Origin of the sequence: Streptomyces sp. ME19-01-6, assembly GCF_033793745.1 — a bacterium.
Lineage (GTDB): Bacteria > Actinomycetota > Actinomycetes > Streptomycetales > Streptomycetaceae > Streptomyces.
Genome location: NZ_JARAXF010000002.1, coordinates 412,156 through 435,235, shown reverse-complemented (window position 1 = coordinate 435,235; position 23,080 = coordinate 412,156). Strand labels below are relative to the sequence as shown.

The following is a 23,080-nucleotide window of genomic DNA, read 5'->3' as shown; positions in this document are numbered from 1 at the left end:
CCCTGTGAACTGCCCCACCGACGAGCCCTGCTTCGCCTCCTTCCCGCCCGCCGTGCTCCGGCCCGCCGAGCTGACCGCCTTCAGCCGCGGCGGCGGCGCCCGCACCATCCCCCTGGTCACCCGGGCCGTCGGCGCCGAGGTCTTCCTCACCGGCCAGACCCTCTTCGAGGGCGGCGCCGGGATAGCCCTGCACACCCACAACTGCCCGGAGAGCGTGACCATTCTCGAAGGCGACGCCATAGTGGAGATCGACGGAACCGAACACCACCTGACCCGCTTCGACACCACCTACGTCGCCGCCGGCACCCCCCACCGCTTCCGCAACGCCTCCGCCACCGAGCCCATGCGGATCCTGTGGATCTACGCCTCCGTCGACGCCACCCGCACCCTTGTCGAGACGGGTGTCACCGCGCGGGTCGACGCCGAGCACGCCAAGGCCGCCGAGACCCGAGACTGACACCACGACGACCCGAGAGCGGGAAAGAGACACCACCATGATCACCGAGATCGCCGAGATCGAGATCCACCCGTGCCAGGAAAAGGAGTTCGAGGAGGCCGTCGCCAAGGCCCTGCCCCTCTTCCTGGCGGCCGACGGCTGCGATGGAGTCGACCTGCACCGCAGTGTCGAACACCCCTCGCGCTACCGGCTGATGGTCCGGTGGGAGACGGTCGAGCACCACACCGTCACCTTCCGCGCCTCCGAGGGCTTCGCCCGCTGGAGGGAACTGGCCGGACCGCATTTCGCGGCTCCGCCGCAGGTCGAACACGTATACTCCGTCCTCGCACCATGACGTCGGCGGCCGGGATCGCAACCGGTCCCGGCCGGCCCCGGCCCCCGCGGAGGCACCAGACGATGAACGCGCCCTCGGCTCAGAACGGGACGTCCCCGTCCGGACAAGGGGCGACACAGGGACCCACCCCGCTCACCCGCCGGACGGCCGCACGCATCGTGGAGCACATCGCGGCGAGTGGATTGGCCGCCGGCACCCGCCTGGTCGAACGGACCCTCGCCGACCAGCTGAAGGTCTCCCGTTCGCCGGTCCGCCAGGCCCTGCGCCTGCTGGCGGACGACGGTGTGGTGGCCCCGGCCGAACGCGGCGGCTACACCGTCGCCCTCACTGGACCGGCGCTCACCGAGGCGTCCCCGCTCCCGCCGGGTGAGGACGACGCCGAAGACGTCTACCTGCGGATCGCGGCCGACCGCCTCGACGGCCGGCTGCCCGACCGGGTCACCGAGAACGCCCTGGCCCGTCGCTACGGCCTCATGCCCGGACAGCTCGCCCACGTCCTGCGCCGCATCGCCGTGGAGGGCTGGATCGAACGGCTTCCCGGATACGGCTGGGAGTTCCAGCCCATGCTCACCTCGATGGAGTCCTACCAGGACAGCTACCGCTTCCGGCTGACCATCGAACCCGCCGCCATCCTCGAACCCGGTTTCGTCCTCGACCGCGAGGCCCTCGAAACGGTCCGCGCCCAGCAACAGCGCCTGGTGGACGGAGAGATCCGCACCATCGGCAACGCCCAGTTGTACGACCTCAACAGCCGCTTCCACGAGGTCGTCATGGCGTGCAGCCGCAACTCCTTCTTCATCGACTCCCTGCGCCGCGTCGACCGCCTGCGCCGCCTCATCGAGTACCGGCGTTCTCTCCAACGCGATCGTGCCATGATCCGTTGCGTCGAACATGTGCAACTCGCCGACCTTCTCCTGGCCGGCAAACGCGCCGAGGCGTCGGCCTACTTGCGTGAGCACCTGTCGTCCGTCGGTCAGGAGAAGACGGGCCGACCGGGCCCTTGAGATCAGGTGGCGCCCCGGGACCCGGCTCCCCTTTGAGGGGCACCGGCTGATTGAGGCCGCCAAGGCATGGGAGGTCCGGCTCCGGCGCGTCTGGATCTCGGGAGGGGGTGCGGCTCGGCCTGGGAAATCGTCACGCGCTCGGTTTCGTCCGTGTCTTCCCTCGGGACATCACTCACCAGGTGGCGGACGCCCCGACGCGCCGGAGCCTTGGGGGTGCCCGCCTCGGTGTGAGGTGACACCAGGTTTCTCAGCGTCGGGGAGGGCTCCAGGCCCAGCTCGTCGAGCAGGACGCGACGGCATTGTTCGTATTGCAGCAGTGCCGCGCCTCTGTTGCCGGCGGCGAGATGTGCGTTCATGAGTACGCGATGAGCGCTTTCCCGCAGGGGTTCCGCGCGGACGGCGGCGAGCCCGGCGGCGACGGCTTCGCCGTGGCGGCCCGCCGCGGTCAGCCGTTCGGTCATCGCCTCCAGGGCGTACAGCCTGAGTTCGTGGTATTGCTCCTGCTCGATCAGCACCCACTCGTTCTCCGACCACTCGGGTAACAGGTCGGCCGAGAGGTCCGCCCGCGTCTGCGCGGTGAGGATGTCGTCGCACGCGTGCGACATGTCGAGCAGCCGGTGTGCGCGCCTCGCCGCCGTGTGGAGGTCCACGTCGATGTGCTTGGAGATCGCCAATTCCTGCGTGGACGCGTCGATGACCTGATGTCCTGTTCGCGTCGCGCGCCACAAGGACGACCTGAGGTTGGCATTCGCGCGGGAGGCCGTGACGTCCGGCCACAGCATTCCGGCCACGTAGGTCCGGGTGCGCGGCATGTCCTGCAGGGCGAGGAACGCGAGGAGGCGTTGGGCGCTGGAAGAAATCGGAACGCGCTTGTGATCGACCGACAGCGCGAAGCCTTTCAGCAGTCTCAACGTGATGACATGGCCTTCTGCGCTCATCGGCCCCCCGGGGCGATATTGGCTTCAGCGACCCATCCCATGCCGACCATCGGGATGCCCGGGAGCCATGTTACGAGCAATTCATGATCGTGTATCCGGCCTTTCGTGAAACGACGTTATATGGCCGGTCATCACCCGAACGTCGCGGCAACGTCACCTCTCCGGCTCGAGTAACTGGTCGAGCCATGCCTGCACCGCGGTGAGCACGTCGTCGACCGCGCTCACCGCGGTGGGTGGCGCCTGGTGCCGGCCGCCCGTCCGCACGATGCGCGCACGGAAGCCGTCCGGCCTGTCGCCTTCCACCCACACCCGGAGGATCAGAACGCCGGTCCGATCTGAGGGGATTTCCATAAACGGAAAATATGCCCTGCCCGTGTCACCTCGGCGTTGTCGGCGCGTGTCCGGCCACGTCATCGCCGGCTGCGGAAACGGGCTGGTGACGCTCGTGTGATGCGCGAATCGCGGTCCGGCCACGCCGGGACCGGCATGCTCCCCGTGCTCGCTGTCGAGCGCGGAGCCGGGGAGGGGGATGCGAATGGGTGACTTCGGCGTCATCGCCGACGTCTCGACGGTCATCGTGGAGACCTTGACCCAGGCCCTGCGCGGGCTCAGCCAGGTGGAACCGCCGATCGCGGAACTCAACGATCTCTCCGAGACGGTACAGACGCCGCCGCCGAAACTCACGGTGTTCCTCTACGAGATCGCCGAGGACCCGACATCACGCAACCGGCCGCCGGTGCGCTCCCAGCCGCCCGACCCACCGACCACCCGCAAGCCGCCGATGGCTCTGCTGCTGCGGTACCTGATCACACCCTGGGGCGGCGACCAGGCGACCCAGCACCGGATGCTGGGACGAGCCCTGCAGACGTTCTACGACGACGCGATCCTGGACGGCGCGCGGCTGTCCGGCGGCCTGGCGGCGAGCACCGACTCGCTGCACCTCAGCCTGACTCCGCTCACCTTGGACCAGAAGTCCTGGGTCTGGTACGCGATCCAGAAGCCGTACCGGCTGTCGCTGAACTACGAGGTCCGCGTGGTCAACCTGGACTCCGCCGCCGAGACGGCTGTCCGCCCGGTGCACAGCCGGGTCATCGGCGGGGCGGCGATGCCATGAGCCGCTTCCTGCCGCTGGAACGGTCGGCGCTTCACAGCCCGGCCTGGTTCATACCGTTCGACGACTACGCCCGGCGGGTGCGCAGCGCCGGGGTGGCGGTCCAGCTGGACCGGTACGACGACGGCGACGGCGACTGGCTGCCGCTGGACGACGTGGCGGTGCGCACACCCAGCGCCGCCCTCGCCTATCCGGGTCTTGGCAGGTGCGCCGAGCCGTGGGCGGCCCGGCCACGGCGCCACCGGGCCCGCTTCACGGCCGTCGGCTACCAGCCGCTGTACCCGGCCGACGGTCAGCCCTTCTCGGCCGGTCTGGTGGGCGTCGAGTTCCTGGTGTACCCGCATGACGACACCCACCCGCCGGCGGTGGTGCCCGAGCCGCGCCTGGTCCGGCTGCTGCCGAGCGTCTCCTTCCCCTACCCGCCGGGCCTGCGCACGGTGCACGGCGCCGTGGTGGACGCGGCCACGGGGGCGCCCATCGCCAATGTGCTGGTGGAGGCCCGGGGGCAGACCAGCCGGGACCTGACGCCATGGCATGAGCGCACCCTGTCCGACGCCGCGGGCGCCTTCCGGCTGGCCCTGCGGTGGGAGGGCGAGAAGGCCGACGAGCACGCCGTCGAGGAGACGTTCCGCCTGCAGGCCACCGAACGGCCCGGCCGGTCCGGATCGCTGGTCGTGCGGCTGCCCCAGGACACCGAGCGCCGGCACGTCATAGAGATCCGCGAGCAGTGAGGAGCCGTCCATGGCGGAGTATCTGAGCCCCGGGGTCTACATCGAGGAGATCGATGCGGGCCCACGGCCGATCGCGGGGGTGAGCACCAGTACGGCCGGGATGGCCGGGGTCACCGTGCGCGGTCCGTACACCGGCAAGCCCAAACTGGTCACCAACTTCCTGGAGTTCCAGAACACGTTCGGCGGGTTCCTCCGCGAGCCGGACTCCCTGATCCGGGACACCTGGGCCAACGATCCGGCGGAAGGCGGCCGCTGGTGGCTGTTCCCGCTGGCGGTCAAGGGCTTCTTCGACAACGGCGGTCAGCGGCTGTACGTCAAGCGGGTCGCCAGCAGGCAGGCGACGCCGGCCTCGGGAGTGCTGGGCCACGGTCTGGTGAGCCCGGTCGCCCGTGACGCCGCCAAGGGCGCGACCCGCCTGGAACTCGGCCATCTGATCGGGTTCGCCGGCGTCGGACAGCAGATCCAGATCTTCCGCGGCGACGACCAGCAGGTGATCCACACGGCCGGTATCGCCGCCTACGACGCGACCGCCCACCGGCTCGAACTGGACGCCGCGCTGACCGCGGAGGTCAGGACGGGCCGCGGCGACTATGCGCAGATCGGGACGCGCAGCGCGGAACAGACACTGGAGTTCACCGCCGTCAGCCCCGGCTCGTGGGGCGGCGCGGTCCAGGTGCGGATCCAGCCGGTGGCCTCGGCCGCGCTGCCGGTGCTGCCGGATCCGCAGGAGGGCGCGCTGTTCGTCACGCAGCTGGCCGCGGACGCCGCCGCGGACAGCGAGACGGTCGAGGTCGCCGCGAGGACCGGGCTCGACCCCGACGACCTGCCGGCCGACGTCTGGGTGCAGATCGGCTCCGGCCGGTTCAAGGTCCAGGTGAGCCAGCCCGCGGACGGGAAGGTCACGCTGACCCTGCCGTCCGGCGCGACGCATGAGGCGTGGCGCAGGGGGCTGCTGGTGCGCCGGGTGCGCCGGGGCAACACCTCGGCGGGGCCGACGCTGCGGGTCGGCGGAGCGAGCCGGCTGTACGAGGGCGCCGTCGTCCAGCTCGACGACGGCACCAACCTGACCATCCGCACCGTGGCGGCGATCACCGCGGACGTCGTCACGCTCGACGGGAACGTACCCGGGACGTTGTTCGAAACCGATCGGCTGCACCTGGTCGAGGCGCAGGTCGACGCCCGGTTCACCGACCCGTCAGGGGCCGTGGTGACGGAGACGCACCGCAACCTCCGGCTCACCGGCGAGGCGCCGGCGAATCTGGTGACCACCCTGGCGGACCGCTCGCAGCTGGTGCGGGCGACGGCTCTGTCCGGCCTGTCCACCGACCCCACGAAGTTCCCCGTGCCCGCGGTCGGGTCCTGGCTGACGCTGGCGGACGGGGACGACGCCTACGGGAGCCTGACCGTGGCCGACTTCGTCGGCGAGGACGGCGGCAGCGGCAAGCGCACCGGCATCGCCGCCCTGGAGGACATCGACGAGGTGGCCGTCTGCGCGGTGCCGGGGGTGTGGTCCGGGACGGTCGAATCGGCCCTGGTCACCCACTGCGAGCTGCTCAGGGACCGGTTCGCGATCCTCGATCCGCAGGACGGCCTGGACAACGAGGGCATCCAGGCGTTCCGTGAGCCGTTCGACACCAAGTACGCGGCGCTCTACCACCCATGGCTGGTCACCCGCGACCCGTCTACCAACCGCGACGTCGAGGTGCCGCCCTCCGGCCACATGGCCGGGATCTACGCGCGCGTGGACGTGGAGCGGGGGGTGCACAAGGCGCCGGCCAACGCCGTCATCCGGGGCATCCGGCTCACCGACGGCATCGCCCAGGACATCACCAAGCGGCATCAGGACCTGCTCAACCCCAAGGGCATCAACGCGCTGCGGTTCTTTCCCGGGATGGGCCACCGGGTATGGGGCGCCCGCACGCTCTCCTCGGACAGCTCGTGGAAGTACGTCAATGTCCGGCGGCTGTTCCTCTACCTGGAGGAGTCGATCGACGAGGGCACCCAGTGGGTGGTGTTCGAACCGAACGACGAGGCGCTGTGGGCCCTGGTCCGCCAGACGGTCACCAACTTCCTCACCACGGTCTGGCGCAGCGGCGCGCTCGCCGGCACGACCCCCGACGAGGCGTTCTTCGTCGCCTGCGACCGCACCACGATGACCGAGGACGATCTGGCCAACGGCCGGCTCATCTGCGTCATCGGTGTCGCGCCGGTCTTCCCGGCGGAGTTCGTGATCTTCCGGATCCAGCAGAAGACCCGCGAGACCCAACTCGCCTGAGCGCCCGAGGAGAGGCCACCATGCCGCCCGTTACCAGGGACGATCCGTACGCGTCCTACAACTTCCAGATCATCGTGACCAACGTCAGCGACGACGGGGTCGCGGTGAGCGGGTCCTTCACCGAGGTGAGCGGGCTGGAGCTGGAGGTTCCGCCGATCGAGTACCGCACCGGGAGCGAGGACATCACCGTCCGCAAGATCCCGGGGCTGAAGAAGTTCACCAACCTCACCTTCAAGCGCGGCATCACCGGCCACGTCGGTTTCTGGAACTGGGTGGTCGAAGCGCTCAACGGCAAGGTACGGCGAACCTCCGGCTCGATCGTGCTGCTGGACGAGAACCGCAATGAGGCGATGCGCTGGAACTTCGACCGCGGCTGGCCGACCAAGTACACCGGCCCGACGCTGAGCGCCACCAAGAACGAGATCGCCATGGAGACACTCGTCCTGGCGGTCGAGAAGCTGGAGATCGACGTCTGACATGGCCAAAGAAGCGCTCCCCGGGGTGTCCCTGACGTATCGGCCACGCGGCTCCGACACGGAGCCGCTGCGCACGGACGTGGCGGCGTTCCTGGGCCGGCTCCGCCGGGGCCCGGTCGGCGCCCCGGTGCGCGTGGAGAGCTGGAACGACGTCGTGGGCGCCTTCGGACCGCCGGACGGCGCCTTCGCCACCCCGTACGCGCTGCGCGGTTTCTTCGAGAACGGCGGCCGCTGCGCCTGGGTGCTCCGCGTGTCCGGGCCGGCCACCACGGCCCGGACCCGGTGGACGGCCGGCCCGCTGAGCGGCCTGGCCGCCACGTGCTACCAGGTGGTCGCCACCAGCCCCGGAGCCTGGGCCAACGGCGGGCGCGTCGCCATCCGCTACCAGGCCAGCACGGTCGCGGGGCCGCCCACCGTGGGCGTACGGGTCATGATGCCCGGCGAGGCGCCCGAGATTTTCCCCGGGCTGCCGCTCGCCGACGTGGCCGACCGGCTGACCGGATCCCGCTACATCCGGTTGGTCCTGGACGGGCCGCCACCGCCGCCGGGGCGGCCCGGCCCGATCTCGAGGTCCTGGGACCTGACGCTCGCGGGTGGCGCCGACGCGGCGCCCACCCGCGACGAGTACGCGGACGCCGTGACCGTACAGGCCGAACTGCCGGAACCGGCGCTGGTGGCGCTGCCGGACCTCGGAGCGGACCTGTCCGGCACCACGCACACCGAGGTGGTGCTCGAACTGCTGCGGAGCATCGAGCCGTTGCACGACCGCCTGGCCGTCCTGGACGTACCGCCCCGGCTGTCCTCCGTGGACGAGGCGGTCGACTGGGTGGGCTCCCTGGCGGCCACGGGCGACAGCCGGCTGCTCGGCTGCGCCGCCGTCTACCACCCGCCGCTGCGCACCCCCGACGGGCAGGACGTGCGGACCGTCCCGGCGTCCGGCCACGTCGTGGGCGTGATCGCCCGCCTCGACGGCGAGCGCGGGGCGCACCACACGCCCGCGAACGCCGTGATCCTGGAGGCGGTCGACCTGGCGGCCGAGTACCCCGAACCGCAGCAGGTCCGGCTGTTCGACGCGGGTCTCGACCTGATCCGCTGCACCCGCGGGCGGGGGCTGATGGTGTGGGGCGGGCGCACCCTGTCCGCCGACCCCGGCACCCGCTACATCGCGCACCGCCGGCTGACGCACCTGCTGGTGCGCGCGATCCGGCGGGTGGCGAGCCCGCTGGTGTTCGACGTCAACTCGCCCGAGCTGCGGCTGACATTGGTGCGGGCGCTGACCTCCGTGCTCCTGTCGGCCTTCCGGGCCGGGACGCTCGCCGGCGACCGGCCCGAGCAGGCGTTCCGGGTGGTGTGCGACGACACCAACAACCCGCCCGAGCAGGACCCGGGGCAGCTGGTCTGCGAGATCGAGGTCGCCCCAGCCGTGCCCATGGAGTTCATCCGGCTGCGTCTCGTACTCGGCCAGGACCGAGGTCTGGAGGTGATCGAGGCATGACCCTGGATCCATTGCCCAAATACCGCTTCCTGGTCACCCTCGACCCCGGCGACGCGTATCTGCCGCCCGCGCAGGCGCTGCTGCTGCCGCTGGCCGCGTCCGGCGCGTTCCAGGAGGTCACCGGGCTCGGCGCGCAGCTGGAGGTGACGAGCTACCCGGAGGGCGGCCGCAACGATTCGGTCCACCAACTGCCGCTGCGCCACTCGTGGAACCGGATCACGCTCAAGCGCGGGGTGGTGCGCGACCCGGGGCTGTGGGCCTGGTACCAGGCCGGGCTCGCCGACTCGCTGGGCGCCCGCCGCGACGGCGCGGTGATCGTGCTCGGCCCGGACGGGGTGCCCGGCGCGGCGTGGGCCTTCCACGGGGGGCTCGCCGCCAAGTGGAGCGGCCCGGACCTGCACGGGGAGCAGAACGCGATCGCCATCGAGTCGCTGGAGATCGCGCATGAGGGACTGACGAAGGTTCTGCAGGACGCCGCGGCGAACGCCTTGTCGCGCCAGATCCAAGGGAGGTGACCGACGTGCCGAAGGTGACCATTCACCATCTCGAGGTCCGGTTCCAGGTGGACGGCGACGACGGTGCCGTGTTCACCCGCCTGTTCAACAAGCACATCCAGGCATGGGCGAAGTTGTACGAGGACCAGTGCGCCCGCGCCAGGCACACCGAGACGGAACGCCGCTTCGGTGACCAGGAGGCGCTGTGAGCGTCGCACGCGCGGCCGCCGGGCCGCAGGTGGGCGAGGAACCGCGCTGTCGCCGCGCGGGCGGAGAAGGGGGTGCCCCCGGACGGAGTCTGGGAGAGAACGAGGAGGCGCCATGAGTGTGACGCCCGTGTCCTTCGCGCGCCAGGGCGCCGCCCGGGCCCGACTGGAGATCATCCGGCCGGTGATCGCCGACGAGCGGCAGCGGCGGATCCCGCTGCGGTTCAACCCCACCGACTACAAGCTGAGCAAGAGCAACACGTTCGCGGAGATCACCATCCCCGGCCTGGAGACCCCGCCCCTGCAGTACGTCCGGGGCGGCACGGAGACCTTGACGGTCCAGGCGCTGGTGGACACCTCCGACACCCTGGAGAACGTACGGAAGACCTACGTCAACGCGGTGCGCAACCTGCTGCGGCCCGACGCCCGCGAACACGCGCCGCCGGTCGTCCGGTTCGTCTGGGACGAGGAGGTCTTCACCGGGGTCGTGGAGAAGCTGGACGTCAACTACCAGCTGTTCCGGCCGGACGGCGTGCCGCTGCGGGCCATGCTGGACCTCTCGCTCAAGGAGTTCCGCACGGCCGCCGCGCAGGTCGCCGAGACACCGCGCTCCTCGCCGACGGTGGAGAAGAGCTACGTGGTGCGCCGCGGCGACACGCTCAGCTCCATCTCCGCCGCGCTGTACCGGCGGCCCGACGCCTGGCGGGAGCTGGCGCGCGCCAACGGCATCAGCGACCCGCGGGACCTGCGGCCGGGCCGGGTGCTGACCGTGCCCCGGCTGGCGTGAGGAGCGCGCGATGAGCACCCCCGTACCCGAGGTCGCGTCGCCCGACCGGTACGCGCCGGAGTTCGAGGTGCGCATCGAGGGTCTGGAGATGGACCCGTCCACCAAGAACGACATCATCGACATCAAGGTGAACCGGGACCTCGACGAGATGTCCGGCTTCGACCTCACCCTGAACAACTGGGACGACGTGGGCCTGCGGTTCAAGCACAGCGATTCGCCGCGCTTCCGGCTCGGCGGCCGGGTCTCGGTCCGGCTGGGCTACGCCGACAGGCTGCTCACCGTGGCCACCGGGACCATCTCCACGCTCAGCCCGAAGTTCACCGAGGGGGCCTCGCCCACCGTCCAGGTCAGCGGCGTGGACGGGCTGCTGCGGCTCAAGGACCGCAAGCCCACCGAGAACGAGACCAAGATCTACCGCAATCTGCCCGACTGGCGCATCGCCGAACAGATCGCCCAGCGCAACCATCTGCGCATCGAGGTCACCAGGGAAGGGCCCACGCACGACCTGGTGGTGCAGAAGAACCAGGACGACGCGACGTTCCTGCTGGAGCGGGCCAAGCGGCTCGACTTCGACTGCTACATCCTGCCGGACCCGAAGGACGGCGAGGACACGCTGTACTTCATCAAGCCGACCGACGGCCGCGACGGCCGCCCGATCCGGGTGTACCGGCTGGCGTACGCACCGGGGCTGAGCACCGGCCCCACCAACCAGCCCGAGGGGCTGGTCCCCAACCTGATGGAGTTCACTCCGACGCTGACGGTGTCCCAGCAGGTCAGCAAGGTCACCGTGCGCGGCTGGGACCCCCGTACGAAACAGCCGATCGCGTTCACCGCGACCGCCGAGAACCTGCCGGCCGGGCAGAACACGGCCGACGGGCAGAGCGGGCCGCAGGTCGCCGAGTCCACCCTGCAGGGCCGCCAGGAGGTCATGGTCGACGCGCCGGTCGGCAGCGACCAGGAGGCCCGTGAACTGGCGATCAGCTTGTTGCGCGAGCGCGCCTACGAGTTCATCACCGCGACCGGGAAGGTGGCCGGCCTGCCCGAGCTGCGGCCCGGCGACAACCTGGAGATCTACGGCCTCGGCCGCCGCTTCTCGGGCACGTACTTCGTCAAACGGGTCGAGCACACCCTCAACACCAGTGGTTTCTTCACCCAGTTCACCGCACGGCGGATTCACCAGGGGGACCAGTGACCATGAGGGGCACGCCTCGCGCCCGCTCCACCGACAAGCGCTACTACGGCGTCGTCGAAGCGCTCGTCGTGGAGAACGAGGGCGACGACGAAGGCCAGGTCAAGCTGAAGTTCCCGTGGTTCGACGACACCACGGTCACCGATTGGGTGCGCGTCAGCCAGCTGTACGCGGGCAACGGCTACGGCTCGGTGTTCGTCCCCGAGAAGGGCGACGAGGTGCTCGTCGCCTTCGTCCACGGGGACATGCGGTACCCCATCGTCCTGGGCGGCCTCTACAACGGCGAGGACAAGCCGCCGACCGCACGCACCGATGGCCGCGACCAGAAGATCATCCGGACCCGGCACGGCCACGAAGTGCTCCTTGACGACACCCAGTCCAAGGCCGCCGTACGGATCAAGTCCGCCGCCGGACACGTGGTGGAGCTCGACGACCAGGGCAAGGCGATCCGGATCACCGCGGCCGAGGGCGGCAGCGTCACCGTGACCGCGCAGGGGGAGATCACCCTCAAGGCGCCCAAGGTGACGGTCGATTCCCCCTCCATCGACCTCGGTGGCGGCGCCACCGAACCGCTCGTACTCGGCAACGCGCTGCTTCAGGCGTTCAACACGCACACCCACCCCTCCGCCGCCGGGCCGACCGGCCCGCCGGCCCCGCCGCTCACCCCCGCCGTGCTGGCCAAGAAGGCGAGGACGGCATGAGCGAGGAGTTCCTCGGGACCGGCTGGCGGTTCCCGATCCTGCCCGACGCGTCCGGGCGGCTCGGGTACGCCGTCGGCGAGGAGAGCATCGAGCACTGTCTGCGGGCGCTGCTGCTCACCGGCACCGGCGAGCGGGTCATGAGACCCGAACTGGGCACCCGCGCACACGAGCTGGTGTTCGCGCCCGGCAGCGTGCAGAACCTGCGCGACCTGGAGCAGTCGATCGCCGTCGCCGTCCGTGACCACGAGCCGCGGGTGGAACTGGAAGAGGTCCGCGCGGAGGCCGATCCGGCCGACGAGTCGCGGATCACCGTCTCGGTCGTCTACCGCGTCCGGCGCAGCAACACCAAGGCCAACCTGGTGTTCCCGTTCTACACCGGCCTCACGGGCCTCACCGGGAGCACATCATGACCCTGCCCGCGCCGAAGCTGGACGACCTCACCTGGGCCGACATGATGGCGGCCATCCGCCGGCGGATCCCCGCCGAGTCGGACGGCACCTGGACGCTGCACGCGCCCGTCGACCCCGGTGTCACCCTCCTCGAACTCTTCGCCCACCTCCTCGAACAACGGCTGTACTGGCTCGACCAGGTGCCGGACGCGCTCGTGGTCGCCGTGCTGCGGCTGCTCGGCCTCGAACCCCCGCGCCCCGCCCGCCCCGCCGCCACCGTGCTGCGCGTCGCCGCCCGGCAGGAGGGCACCGCCGTGCCGGTCGTCCCCGCCGGGACGGCGCTGACCCGGGACCCCACGGGGCAGGTCGTCTTCACCCTCGACGACGACGTGGCCGTCCTCCCGCTCGCCGAGGCCGGTGAGGTCGCCGTGTGGACCGACCGGGACCGTACGGCGGACCTGCGGGCCCGCCGCGGCGTCCCCCTGCTGGCGAGCGACGGCGCCCCGGCACAGGTCCGGTTCACCCTGCCGCTCACCGGAGCGCACCCCGCGCCCGGCCCGATCGGCCTGCTCGTCGAACTGGACGCGCCCGCCGCGTCCGCGCCCTCGTGGCTGCCCGGGGCGGTCGCCGATGTACCGCCTCCCGCGGAGCTGACCTGGTCCTGGTTCCGGCCGGGCACGGACGTCTCCGGCGGGTTCGGGAAATTCGAGAAAGTAGAGGACGGCACCGCCGGGCTGAGGCGGTCCGGGATCGTCCGGCTGCACCCCCCGGCCGGCTGGACCACTCAGGACACCGGGCTCCTGGTGTCGACCCCGGCCGCCACGTACGCGGCCCCGCCCCGCCTCCGCCAGCTCGCCGTCAACGTCTCCGCCGCGCACCACCTCAGGCGCCGCACCGCGCCCGTGGCCGACCTCCAGGAGCAGATCGGCGCGTGGCTCAGGCTGCCCGGCCAGCATCTCGTCCTGCCGGACGCCGCCGACCGCCTCCTGGAGGCGACTGTGCACCTGGCGGGTCAGGAGTGGCAGCCGGTACCCGACTTCACCTTCGGCGCGCCGGCCGACCGGATCTTCGTGCTCGACCGGGCGGAGGGCGCGGTGGTGTTCGGCGACGGACTCACCGGGCGCGTCCCCCGCCCGGACCCGGACGTGCGGGTCGCGTACGTGACCGGCGGCGGCCGAGGCGGCAACGGCGGCATGACCGGCAACTGGCTTCCGGCCGCGGACCTCCCGGCCCCGTCGGGAGCGGTCTCGGCCGCCAACCTCGTACGGGCCGAAGGCGGCGCGGACCCGGAGTCGATCACCGAGGCGCGCCGGCGGGCGGCCGCGTCCCTGGGGGAGGTGACCCGCGCGGTCACCGCGGACGACTTCGTCACCCTGGCCCGTACGACACCGGGCGTCGCCGTCGCCCGCGCGTACCCGTCCCTCGGCGAGCACCCCGGCTTCCCGTGCTCCACGGTCCCCGGCGCGGTGACCGTCCACCTCGTCCCGGCGGCGCCCCGGGACGACCTCGACCGCGAGGACTTCGTCGCCGCGCCGCGCCCCGACCCGGGCATGCTGTGCGCGGTCGCCGCCCGCCTGGAGGCGGCGCGGCTGCTCACCTCCGAGGTCTTCGTCCGGGCGCCCCGCTACCGCGAGGTGACGCTGCGGGTCGACCTGTCGGGCGACCCGGCCGACCGCGGCCGCGTGTCCACCGTGCTCACCGCGGCGCTGCGCCGCTTCCTCGACCCGCTCGTGGGCGGTGAGGAGCAGGACGGCTGGCCGTTCGGACAGCCGCTGCGGCCCTCGGCCCTGCTGCGGGCCGCGCAGCGGGCGCTGGGGGACCTCGCGGACGTCGCCGCGGTGGCGATCGGCCTCGAGGGGGCGGACTCGGACGGGGCCGGCGAGGAATGCGACGAGGTGCCGCTCGGCGCCGGGGAACTTCCCGTCCTGCGGACGCTCCACACCCGGATCGTGCCCGCCGTCGAACCGGGGGAGGGGCTGGCATGACCGGCGACGTGTGGTGGGAGAAGGACGCCCGGGAACGGGAGAGGGCGGACGGGCGGATCGTGCCCGGTCCCGGACCGACCGGTGTCCAGCCTGAACTGGTCGACGCGACCCGTGAGGCGGTCCGCGCCGACGTACGCGGCCGGATCGCGGGCTACACCCCGGACTGGACCGACCCCGACCGCCAGGACGCCGGCGTCGCGCTCGTCCGCCTCTTCGGCACCCAGGTCGAACCCGTACTCGGCCGCGTCAACCGGCTGCCGGAGAAGGCGCTGGCCGAACACCTGGCGACGGCGGGCGTGCGACGCCGCCCGGCCGGCGCGGCGGCAGCGCTGCTGGAGTTCACCGTGAACCCGCCGGACGGCGCCTCCGTGCTCGTCCCGGCCGGGTTCCAGAGCGCGGCGCAGGTCCCGGCGGGGCAGGTCGTCTACGAGACGGACCAGGATCTGTACGCCACCCCGGCCACCGTCGGCGACCTCGCCGTCCAGGAGGCCGGAACGCTGGAGACCCTGTCGCTGGGGCCGTCCGGCCCCAGCCGCCCCTTCGCGCCCTTCGGCGCGGACCCGGAGCCCGGCAACGGGCTGTGGATCGGGCTCGCCGGGCCGGCCGGCCCCTACCCGCGGCTGTCGCTGGGCTTCGTGGTCGTCGCCGCGCCCCCCGCGCCCGCGGCCTCCGGCGGGACGGCGCCCCTGCCGCTGCCGCCCGCACCGCTGCTCCGCTGGGACGTGCTGGACGGCACCCGGCTCGTCCCCGCCGAGCTGATGCGGGACTCCACGGCCGGGCTCAGCGCCAGCGGGACCGTCGAGCTGAGGGTCCCGCGCTCCTGGCAGCCGGGCAGTCCGCCCGGTACCCGGCCCCGGCCCCGGCTGCGCTGGCTGCGCCTGCGGATCGCGCACGGCGCCTTCACCGGACCGGCGCCGGTGCTGTCCGGACTGCGGCTGAACGTGGTCGCCGCCACCGCCGCCCGCACCATCCGAAACGAGCCGCTGCAGCCCGTCCAGGACCCCGCGGCGACCGGTCGGCGCCGCATGAAGCTCAGTCAGGCGCCCATCCTCGCCGGAACGGTGGTCATCGAGGTCGACGACGACACGGGCGGCGACGTGTTCGGCACCACGGCCGGAACCTCGTCCCGGTGGCGTGAGGTGGAGAGCCTGGCCGGGTACGGCGCCGACGACCGGGTGTTCACCGTGGACCACGAAAGCGGCGAAGTGACCTTCGGCGACGGCGTCAACGGCGCGGCCGTCCCACCCGGCTTCCGCAACGTCCGCGCCGTGCGCTACCGCGTGGGCGGCGGCAGCGCCGGCGCCGTACGGGCGGGTGCCGTGGGCGGCGTGGTGACCGCGCTGCCGTTCGTCACCGGCGTCAACAACCCCTTCCCGGCCTCCGGCGGCACGGACGCCGAGCCCGACGCCGACGCCATGCGCCGCGGCGTCGGTGAACTGCGGGCCCGCGGGCGGGCGGTGGCCCCGGCCGACTACGGCCTGCTCGCCACCCGTGCGCCCGGTGCGTCGGTGGCCCGCGCCCGGGGCGTGCCCGGCCTGCACCCCGACTTCGCCGGGGTGCCGATCCCCGGCGTCGTGGGAGTCCTCGTCGTGCCTTCGGTGCCGCCGGCGTCGTCGGGCGACGACACCGGCGAACCGCCGGTCCCCACCGCCGCGACCCTACGGGCCGTCGCCGACTTCCTGTCGCGCGAAGCCGCCCCCGCCGGGGTCACGGTGGTCGCCGCCCCCGCGCCGTACCGACGCGTCGGAGTGGAGTCCTGGGTCACGCTGGACCCGGACCTCGACCGGGCCGACGTCCTGGCCCGGGCCGGTGACGCGGTGCGCACCTACCTGGATCCGCTGCGCGGCGGGGAGGACGGCGCGGGCTGGCCGTTCGGCGGCGCGCTGCGCCACACGGCGCTGGTCCGACGGCTCCTGGCGGTCGACGGGGTGCTGGCCGTCACCCGGCTCTCGCTCACCGTCGACGGAGTGCGCCACCCGCCCTGCACCGACCACGCCCTCCCGCCCCACACCCTCGTCTGGCCGGAGCGCCCGCTGCTGATCCCGGTAGGAGACCAGCCATGACGTGCACACCACACCCCGCGACCTTCCGGCTCCTCGACACTTACGTCGGCTGGGACGAGTCCACCGGCGGCGGCGAGCCGGGCACCGACGGCACCGACGGCATCGTCGGCTTCGACGACCCGGCCGGCCTCCGGCTCGCCTACCGCGGCACCGCGCCGGAAGGCCCCACCAGGGCCGAACTGCTGCCGTGGTTCCCCGATCCGCGCCTCGCGCCGGGGTGCGGGCCCTGCGCCTGGTACCTGCTCGTCCCGGGCGAGCGGCGGCTGCTGCGCCGCGACGTCTGCAGCGGCGCCTTCACCCCCCTCTGGCCGCCCGGCTGCGACCCCGGCCTGCTGCGCGAGCCGGTCTCCGTCGCCGCGCGCGGCCACCGGCTGGCCGTGGTGGAGTCCGACCGGGTCCTGGTGTGGCGTCACGAGGGCGGGCAACTCGCCGGTGTGATCCGGGCCGAGCGGCCGCGGTGGGCCGCCGCGGCCGCCGACGATGAGGTCCTGGTGGCCTGTCAGGGCAGCACGGACCTGCGGCGGTTCGACTCGACGGGCGGCTTCCGCGGCGTGCTGCGCACCGGCGCGCGCGGTGAGGTCATCGGCCTGCGCACCGGACCGGAACGAAGCGTATGGCTGCTCACCGATGACGGCGGGCGGCTCAGGATCCACCGGGGCGGTCACCGCCGCCCCTTCCGTACCGTCAGCGTGGACGAACTGGCCGCGGTCCTGCCGCCGTCCGCGCTCACCTCGGCTGACGAGGACGGGTTCTGCCTGAGCGAGAAGGGCCCCGACGGCCTCGAGACCACCTGCTTCACCTGGCAGGGCCTGCCCCGCAATCCCGCGCCGCCGGCCACCGACGCCTACCTGACCAGCGGGTCGTACGTCACCGCCCTGATCGACAGCGGCATCTCGCGGTGCCGCTGGCACCGCGTACGCGTGGACGCCGAGGTGCCCGCCGGGACGGCGGCCGCCGTCGAGATCGTGGTGAGCGAGGACGGCCGGTACGAGGAGAGCGACTGGCAGGCGTCGGCCCCCGGTATCACGGACTTCCTCGTCGACCAGCCGCCCGGCCGCTTCCTGCGGCTGCGGCTGCGGCTGTCGGGCGACGGCGGTACGACTCCGGTCGTCCGCCGGATCCGGCTGGACTTCCCCCGGGCCACCAGCGCGGACCTGCTGCCGCCCGCGTTCCGCCAGGACCCCGCGGCCGACGACTTCACCGAGCGCTTCCTGTCGCTGTTCGACGCCACGCTCGATCAGCTCGACCGGGTGATCGAGCGGTATCCGGCGCTCCTCGACCCCGCAGGCGTCCCGGACCGGGTGCTGCCGTGGCTGGCCGGTCTGCTGGGCCTGTCGTTCGAGGCGGGCTGGGACGCCGCCACCCGGCGCGCGCTGCTGGCCGCGGCCCCGGAGCTGTACCGGCGCCGGGGCACGCCGTGGGCGTTGCGGGAGGCGGTGCGCGTCGTGTTCGGGGTGGCCCCGGTCCTCGACGAGCTGGCGACGGACCGCCGCTGGGCGCATCTGCGCGAGGCCCTCGGCGGCTCCGGAAGGGGGCCCGCTCAGGCCCAAGGGCTCGGCGCCGTACGGCTGTTCGGCCGGTCGGCGAGCCGGTTCCGGGTCGGCGGCTCGGCGCTGGGCGCGGCGCCACTGCGCGCGTTCGGCGCGCCGGACAGCGACCCGTTCACCGCGCACGCGCACCGGTTCCGGGTGCTCCTGCCCGCCGGATCGGCGGACGGGACGGCGCTGCGGCGGCTGGTGGAGCGGCAGGCGCCCGCGCACACGGTGGGGTCGGTACGGACCGGCGGCGCGGGGTTCGTGGTCGGTTCGCGGTCCACGGTCGGCGTGGACACGGCGTTCGTCCCGCTGCCGGCGCCCGTACTGGGCGGGGCGCACCCCGTGCGGCTGAACCGCGACGGGGTGCTGAGGCCGGGACCGAGAGGGTTGCGCCGAGGAGTGGGCGTCGGAGTCGTCTCCGCCGTCGGTGTGCATACGCGAGTGTCGTGAGAGGACGGGGCGATGACGGAGCCAGGGACATCAAGGACAGGGGAGTTCGACGCGCCACCGCTGCGTCGGCTGCGGTACTTCCACGGCCAGATGCTGGGCGCGCGGGACTTCCAGCGTGAACAGGAGTATTACCGCGAGAAGTTGAGACTGCGCATGCGCAGTCTTCTCGGCTACGGCGTGGTGTGCGGCCTGCACGTGGAACCGGTGCCGCGGGACGAGGACGACTGCCCGCCGGATTCCGCCGGGGAGTCCGCGCAGCCCGAGGAGAGCGTGGAAGAGGGCGGTGCCGAGCCGGAGCGCACCCGGCGCAGGGCCAAGGTGAAGATCACTCCCGGTCTCGCCGTGGACTGCGACGGCAATGAGGTCGTGGTGCGCGGCGGCTGCGTGATCGACTTGTGGAAGGCGCTGCCCGCGCACGAGCGGGACACCGACACCGTCTGGGTCGGCATCGAGTACGCCGAGCGGCCCGTCGAGCCCACCCGCGCCGTCTACAACGACGCCTGCGCGGACACCTCCGACTGCGAGTTCGGCTGGACGGAGGAGTGCCACAGGGTACGGGTCACCGGGTGCGAGCCGCCGGTGGACGAGCGCTGTGACACGTGCTGCACCCCTTGCGGGCACAAGGTGCTGTGGCTGGCCAGGATCGACTGCGTGGACTGGCACGAGCCGGTGCGCCGCCACCAGATCCACATGAACGTACGCCGCCCGTTCGGCCGCCACCTGCCCACGGTGATCACCGGTATCAACTGGATCCACGGACACACCTACACCATCGACGAGGCCAAGGCCCTCCTCGGCACCCAGGACGAGGACGGCGGGCTCGTGGTGCGGTTCTCCGCCGGCGTACGGTCCGACACGCTGCGGCCCGGTGTGGTGGAGCTGCAGGTGATCGAGGGCGGCAGCGGCCGCAACGCCTCCACCTGGTACATGGGCGGCGCGTTCGCCGAACCGGACGCCGAACCGGACCCCGGAACAGACGGTGCATGCGACGAGTTCACCCGGCAGTTCCGCTACCGCCAGACCACGCGCGAGACGCTGCAGGACGGCGACCGCGTACTGATCACCGTCCGTGCCGCGTTCATCCTCGACCGCTGCTGCCGCCCGGTCGACGGCACCCATGTCGGCGGACGGGTACCGACCATCGACGCCGAGGCGACCCCGTCGGCGGCGCACGGCGGCTGCGACCTCCCGCCCTCGGGCATCGGTCCCTGGACGTCCGGCACCGGTGCGGGCGGGGACGTCTTCGAGAGCTGGTTCTTCGTGAAGGAGCGCTGATCATGCGAACAGACTGCGGATGCGGCTGCGGGGGCGACGCCACCCGGACCTCCGCCTTCGTACGTCCCCGCTTCTTCGCCGGGCAACTGCTGACCGAGGACGATCTCAGCCTGCTGGTCGAGTACACGACGGCGAAGCGCAGACTGCACAACCGGTCCCTGTACGGCCCGGGAGTCATCTGCGGCCTCGGCGTCACCTGCGACCCGTGCGGCGGCGGAACCGTGGCGGTCCACCCCGGACACGCGCTGGACTGCGGCGGAAACGACATCGTGGTGCGCTGCACCGAACGGGTCGACGTACGGGCACTGGTGCGGGAGGGGCGCGTCAGCGCCCTCGGCGTGGACTGCGGGGAAAACTGTGCCGACGACGACAACGACGCCGACGGCGGCGGGCGCCGCTACGGGCTCTACGTGCGCTACCAGGAGCTCCCCGTCGAGCCGGTGGCACCGTACGCCACGGAGGAGCCCTGCCCCTCACCGGGATGCGTATCCTCCAGGATCCAGGAGGGGTTCAGCTTCGTCGTCAGGCGCGACGACTTCGAGGACCACCGCCACAACCCCGGCACCCGGCTCCTCGCGAACCTCGGCGACCTCGCGCGGGCCGACCGGGCCCGCACCCGCGACCGGCGGCTCGCGCACTACGCCGACGCCCTCCTCGTCGCGTCCCTCGGCACCGGCCGGGCCTTCCGCTTCGACGCCGCCGACGCGCAGCGGTACGCCACCGCCTTCGCGTGGCTGCGCCAGAACGCGGGCGGCGAGGGGGCGCCGCCCCCGCCGACGGCCCGTGAGACGACCGAACACGTACGCGCGCTGGCCGCCGCCGTCGCGCGGTTCGACACCTACGACCCGGCCGGGCAGGACCGGCTCAGGAAGGACTACCCGGACCTCGCCACCGTGCGGGAGGCCCGCGGCGTCCTGGGCACGGCGTGCGAGCGGCTCAGGGGCGCCGACGTGGAAGCGGCGTGGCCCGACCCGCTGCGCCGCACGATTGCCCAGGCCGTCGTCACCGAGACCGCGGCCCGGGTCGTACCGGAGGGGGGCGACCCGGACGCGCCGCTGGAAGTGCGCATGCTGGCCCAGGGCACGCCGCTCGGCCACGCGTTGCGGGTGGAGTTCCGCGCGGACATCGCCCTGATCAGGGAGTGGCTGCTGGGCCGGCTGGAGCAGGCCGCCGACCTCGCCGACTGCGCGCTGCGCGCGGACGTCGCCGCCGTTGACGTACCGCCGCTGCTGCCGCCCCCGCCGCCGGACAGCACCGAGAAGACGACCATCGCCGAGGTGCAGCAGATCGCGGAAACGGCCGCCGCCCTGGGCACCGCGGTGCGCCGGTTCCTGACCGACGCGGGGTGCGCCACGCTGAATCCGCCGTGCGGCGACTGCACCGACACCGACGTCCTGCTCGCACATCTGGAGCTGGACGGCTGCGATGTCGTACGGGTCTGCTCCGCCACCCGGGAGCAGGTGCTCCCGGGCGGATCGGCGTACGGCGAGTGGCTGCCCAAGCTCTACCGGCTGCGGGAGCTCGCCGAGCGCGTGTGCTGCCAACCGGTGCCGCGGTACCAGAAGCCGACGCTCCCGTCCGAGGGTCCGGTGGCACGCCCGTACGCCGAGGGACTGCTCGGCGACTGGCCGCGCACCGGGGACCTGGAGGAGATGCTGTCCCTGCTGCTGACTCCCGCACCCGGCGAGACGCCGCCCAAGGAACTGCACGAACAGGTCTACACGACCCCCAGCGAAGTCACCGACAGCATGCGGGAACTCGCCCGGCTCAGGACGCAAGTCGCCGATCTCACCGCTGCTGTGGAGGGGCTGCGCGGCCAATTGGGCAGCGCCCGGACGCAGGTGAGCCACCTGGAGGAGCAAGTGCCGGAACGGCTCGGGCCCCGCCTCGCGGAGCTCGAAGGCGCGTCGGAGCAGGCAGCGGGCCAGGCGCCGGATCAAGCGCCGGATCAAGCACCGGATCAAGCACCGGACCATGCTGACGAGCCCGCCAGGCCGCCGGCCAAGCGCGCCCGGTCGCCCCGTACCCGAAAGTCCGGTGAGACGCCATGACGGGCCCGCTGCGCCCCGCCTTCCACGAGGGCCAGGTACTGGCCGCCGCGGACCTGTCGGCCACAGTGGAGTACGCGCGCGGCCGGGCCGCCCGGCACGCGCGGCACCTGCACGAGTGGGGCGTCGTCGAAGGGCTCGGCCTCGTCACCGAGCCCCGCACCGACCCTCTGACGGGCGTCCGCCATGTCGAGGTGAGCGTCTCGGCCGGGATCGCCGTCGACGGGACCGGCCGCGAGGTGGTCGTCACCGAGCCGGTCGTACTGCGCGAGAGCGACTTCGAAGAGGTCAACGGCGCGGACCAGCCGAGGGACGACCCCTACCCGGTCTTCCTCACTTCCGCCGACCGGGAACCGGCCCAACCCCCCGGGCCGGTCTCCTGCTCCGGGAACGCCACGAAGACCCGCGTGGAGGAGTCGCACCAGATCCTTTTCGGGCGCCTCGGCGACGAACGGCTGGTCGCGGAGCAGAGACCGCCCGCGATCGGCGATCCACCGGCCGATCCGCCCGCCCGCTGGCTCATCCTGCTGGGCTACGTCCGATGGGCGGACGGCCACTTCAGCGGCGTCGAGACCACGGCGCGCGGGGTCGCGGTGCGCTTCGCGGGCGTGCGCGCGGACACCGTCTCGGCCGCATCGGGCGCGCTGACCCTGCGAACGGACCTCGAGGCCCAGGAGGGCAAGCCCGCGCTCGTGCTGTCCGGCGGCGAGCAGCCGAGCCTGATCTTCGGCCTCTACCAGGGCAGTGGCGCGGTCACCCCGCTGATGACCGTGGCCGCCAACGGCAACCTCGCGATCGAGGGCAGCTTCAGCGGCCGGATGTCGGCCGGCAGCACACTGGTGGCCTCCGGGACGGCCACCGACGGGATGCTGCTGCCACTGCCGTCCGGCATCACCCCGGAACAGGTCGCCGACGGCCGGGTGGTGATCCACGTCCATCTGACCCCGCGCACACCACCCTTGGCGGACGCGACGCTGTACAGCCCGGTGGAGGCCACCGTGGACGGCGACCGGCGGGTCCGCTGCCGGGTGCGCCTGTACAACCCCCTGGTGACCCCGGCCAAGGTCGTCGAACAGCCCGGGACGGTCGACTTCCTCGCCGTGGCGACGGTCGCGGCAACGAACGGCGGTGGCTGAC

General features: G+C 72.6%; 22 protein-coding genes. 20 read left to right on the top strand and 2 right to left on the bottom strand.

Annotated elements, in window-relative coordinates; translation table 11 throughout:
* Nucleotides 1-4 precede the first annotated feature (4 nt).
* From PV419_RS05670 to PV419_RS05660, 3 genes are all read left to right on the top strand, one after another.
* On the top strand, nucleotides 5-457 hold the full coding sequence (locus tag PV419_RS05670) for a cupin domain-containing protein (RefSeq protein ID WP_319686547.1): 453 nt from the start codon (nucleotides 5-7) through the stop codon (nucleotides 455-457).
* Nucleotides 458-494: 37 nt separating this feature from the next.
* Nucleotides 495-791, top strand: coding sequence for an antibiotic biosynthesis monooxygenase family protein (locus PV419_RS05665; RefSeq protein ID WP_319686546.1), 297 nt, complete (start codon nucleotides 495-497; stop codon nucleotides 789-791).
* 62 nt (nucleotides 792-853) lie between these two features.
* Complete coding sequence (locus PV419_RS05660) at nucleotides 854-1,795, top strand: GntR family transcriptional regulator (protein ID WP_319686545.1); 942 nt, start codon at nucleotides 854-856, stop codon at nucleotides 1,793-1,795.
* Nucleotides 1,796-1,797: 2 nt separating this feature from the next.
* On the opposite strand, the gene PV419_RS05655 is transcribed toward PV419_RS05660, so the two are convergent.
* Both PV419_RS05655 and PV419_RS05650 read right to left on the bottom strand, forming a co-directional pair.
* Nucleotides 1,798-2,733 (bottom strand): AfsR/SARP family transcriptional regulator, encoded by a 936-nt coding sequence (locus tag PV419_RS05655; RefSeq protein WP_319686544.1) that lies wholly within the window; start codon nucleotides 2,731-2,733, stop codon nucleotides 1,798-1,800.
* Between the two features lie 153 nt (nucleotides 2,734-2,886).
* Nucleotides 2,887-3,309 carry a hypothetical protein gene (locus PV419_RS05650; protein WP_319686543.1) on the bottom strand — a complete coding sequence of 141 codons (423 nt, stop codon included), beginning with the start codon at nucleotides 3,307-3,309 and terminating at the stop codon, nucleotides 2,887-2,889.
* On the opposite strand from PV419_RS05650, the gene PV419_RS05645 reads away from it, so the two are divergent.
* From PV419_RS05645 to PV419_RS05565, 17 genes are all read left to right on the top strand, one after another.
* A complete protein-coding gene (locus PV419_RS05645) occupies nucleotides 3,269-3,847 on the top strand; it encodes a DUF4255 domain-containing protein (protein WP_319686542.1) in 579 nt (192 codons plus the stop codon). The genes PV419_RS05650 and PV419_RS05645 overlap by 41 nt on opposite strands.
* Nucleotides 3,844-4,575 carry a carboxypeptidase-like regulatory domain-containing protein gene (locus PV419_RS05640; protein ID WP_319686541.1) on the top strand — a complete coding sequence of 244 codons (732 nt, stop codon included), beginning with the start codon at nucleotides 3,844-3,846 and terminating at the stop codon, nucleotides 4,573-4,575. Before PV419_RS05645 ends, PV419_RS05640 begins: the two co-directional genes overlap by 4 nt.
* 10 nt (nucleotides 4,576-4,585) lie before the next feature.
* Nucleotides 4,586-6,850, top strand: coding sequence for a phage tail sheath C-terminal domain-containing protein (locus tag PV419_RS05635; protein WP_319686540.1), 2,265 nt, complete (start codon nucleotides 4,586-4,588; stop codon nucleotides 6,848-6,850).
* A 20-nt stretch (nucleotides 6,851-6,870) separates the two neighbouring features.
* Complete coding sequence (locus PV419_RS05630) at nucleotides 6,871-7,326, top strand: phage tail protein (protein ID WP_319686539.1); 456 nt, start codon at nucleotides 6,871-6,873, stop codon at nucleotides 7,324-7,326.
* A 1-nt stretch (nucleotide 7,327) separates the two neighbouring features.
* Complete coding sequence (locus PV419_RS05625; RefSeq protein ID WP_319686538.1) at nucleotides 7,328-8,821, top strand: phage tail sheath family protein; 1,494 nt, start codon at nucleotides 7,328-7,330, stop codon at nucleotides 8,819-8,821.
* On the top strand, nucleotides 8,818-9,336 hold the full coding sequence (locus PV419_RS05620; protein ID WP_319686537.1) for a phage tail protein: 519 nt from the start codon (nucleotides 8,818-8,820) through the stop codon (nucleotides 9,334-9,336). The genes PV419_RS05625 and PV419_RS05620 overlap by 4 nt, the downstream gene beginning before the upstream one ends.
* Nucleotides 9,337-9,341: 5 nt before the next feature.
* Complete coding sequence (locus tag PV419_RS05615) at nucleotides 9,342-9,524, top strand: putative phage tail protein (RefSeq protein WP_319686536.1); 183 nt, start codon at nucleotides 9,342-9,344, stop codon at nucleotides 9,522-9,524.
* A gap of 112 nt (nucleotides 9,525-9,636) precedes the next feature.
* A complete protein-coding gene (locus PV419_RS05610) occupies nucleotides 9,637-10,308 on the top strand; it encodes a CIS tube protein (protein ID WP_319686535.1) in 672 nt (223 codons plus the stop codon).
* Nucleotides 10,309-10,318: 10 nt separating this feature from the next.
* Nucleotides 10,319-11,500: a type IV secretion protein Rhs gene (locus tag PV419_RS05605; RefSeq protein WP_319686534.1), complete on the top strand. Its 1,182-nt coding sequence runs from the start codon at nucleotides 10,319-10,321 to the stop codon at nucleotides 11,498-11,500.
* A gap of 2 nt (nucleotides 11,501-11,502) precedes the next feature.
* On the top strand, nucleotides 11,503-12,198 hold the full coding sequence (locus tag PV419_RS05600; RefSeq protein ID WP_319686533.1) for a phage baseplate assembly protein V: 696 nt from the start codon (nucleotides 11,503-11,505) through the stop codon (nucleotides 12,196-12,198).
* Nucleotides 12,195-12,608 carry a GPW/gp25 family protein gene (locus tag PV419_RS05595; protein WP_319686532.1) on the top strand — a complete coding sequence of 138 codons (414 nt, stop codon included), beginning with the start codon at nucleotides 12,195-12,197 and terminating at the stop codon, nucleotides 12,606-12,608. Before PV419_RS05600 ends, PV419_RS05595 begins: the two co-directional genes overlap by 4 nt.
* Entirely contained in the window at nucleotides 12,605-14,572 is a 1,968-nt protein-coding gene (locus tag PV419_RS05590; protein ID WP_319686531.1) for a baseplate J/gp47 family protein, read from the top strand. The genes PV419_RS05595 and PV419_RS05590 overlap by 4 nt, the downstream gene beginning before the upstream one ends.
* Nucleotides 14,569-16,635: a putative baseplate assembly protein gene (locus PV419_RS05585; RefSeq protein ID WP_319686530.1), complete on the top strand. Its 2,067-nt coding sequence runs from the start codon at nucleotides 14,569-14,571 to the stop codon at nucleotides 16,633-16,635. Before PV419_RS05590 ends, PV419_RS05585 begins: the two co-directional genes overlap by 4 nt.
* On the top strand, nucleotides 16,632-18,620 hold the full coding sequence (locus tag PV419_RS05580) for a phage tail protein (RefSeq protein WP_319686529.1): 1,989 nt from the start codon (nucleotides 16,632-16,634) through the stop codon (nucleotides 18,618-18,620). Before PV419_RS05585 ends, PV419_RS05580 begins: the two co-directional genes overlap by 4 nt.
* A 12-nt stretch (nucleotides 18,621-18,632) precedes the next feature.
* Nucleotides 18,633-19,895: a hypothetical protein gene (locus PV419_RS05575; protein WP_319686528.1), complete on the top strand. Its 1,263-nt coding sequence runs from the start codon at nucleotides 18,633-18,635 to the stop codon at nucleotides 19,893-19,895.
* A gap of 2 nt (nucleotides 19,896-19,897) precedes the next feature.
* Nucleotides 19,898-21,946 (top strand): hypothetical protein, encoded by a 2,049-nt coding sequence (locus PV419_RS05570; protein WP_319686527.1) that lies wholly within the window; start codon nucleotides 19,898-19,900, stop codon nucleotides 21,944-21,946.
* Nucleotides 21,943-23,079, top strand: a complete 1,137-nt coding sequence (locus PV419_RS05565) for a hypothetical protein (RefSeq protein ID WP_319686526.1) — start codon at nucleotides 21,943-21,945, stop codon at nucleotides 23,077-23,079. Before PV419_RS05570 ends, PV419_RS05565 begins: the two co-directional genes overlap by 4 nt.
* Nucleotide 23,080 lies beyond the last annotated feature (1 nt).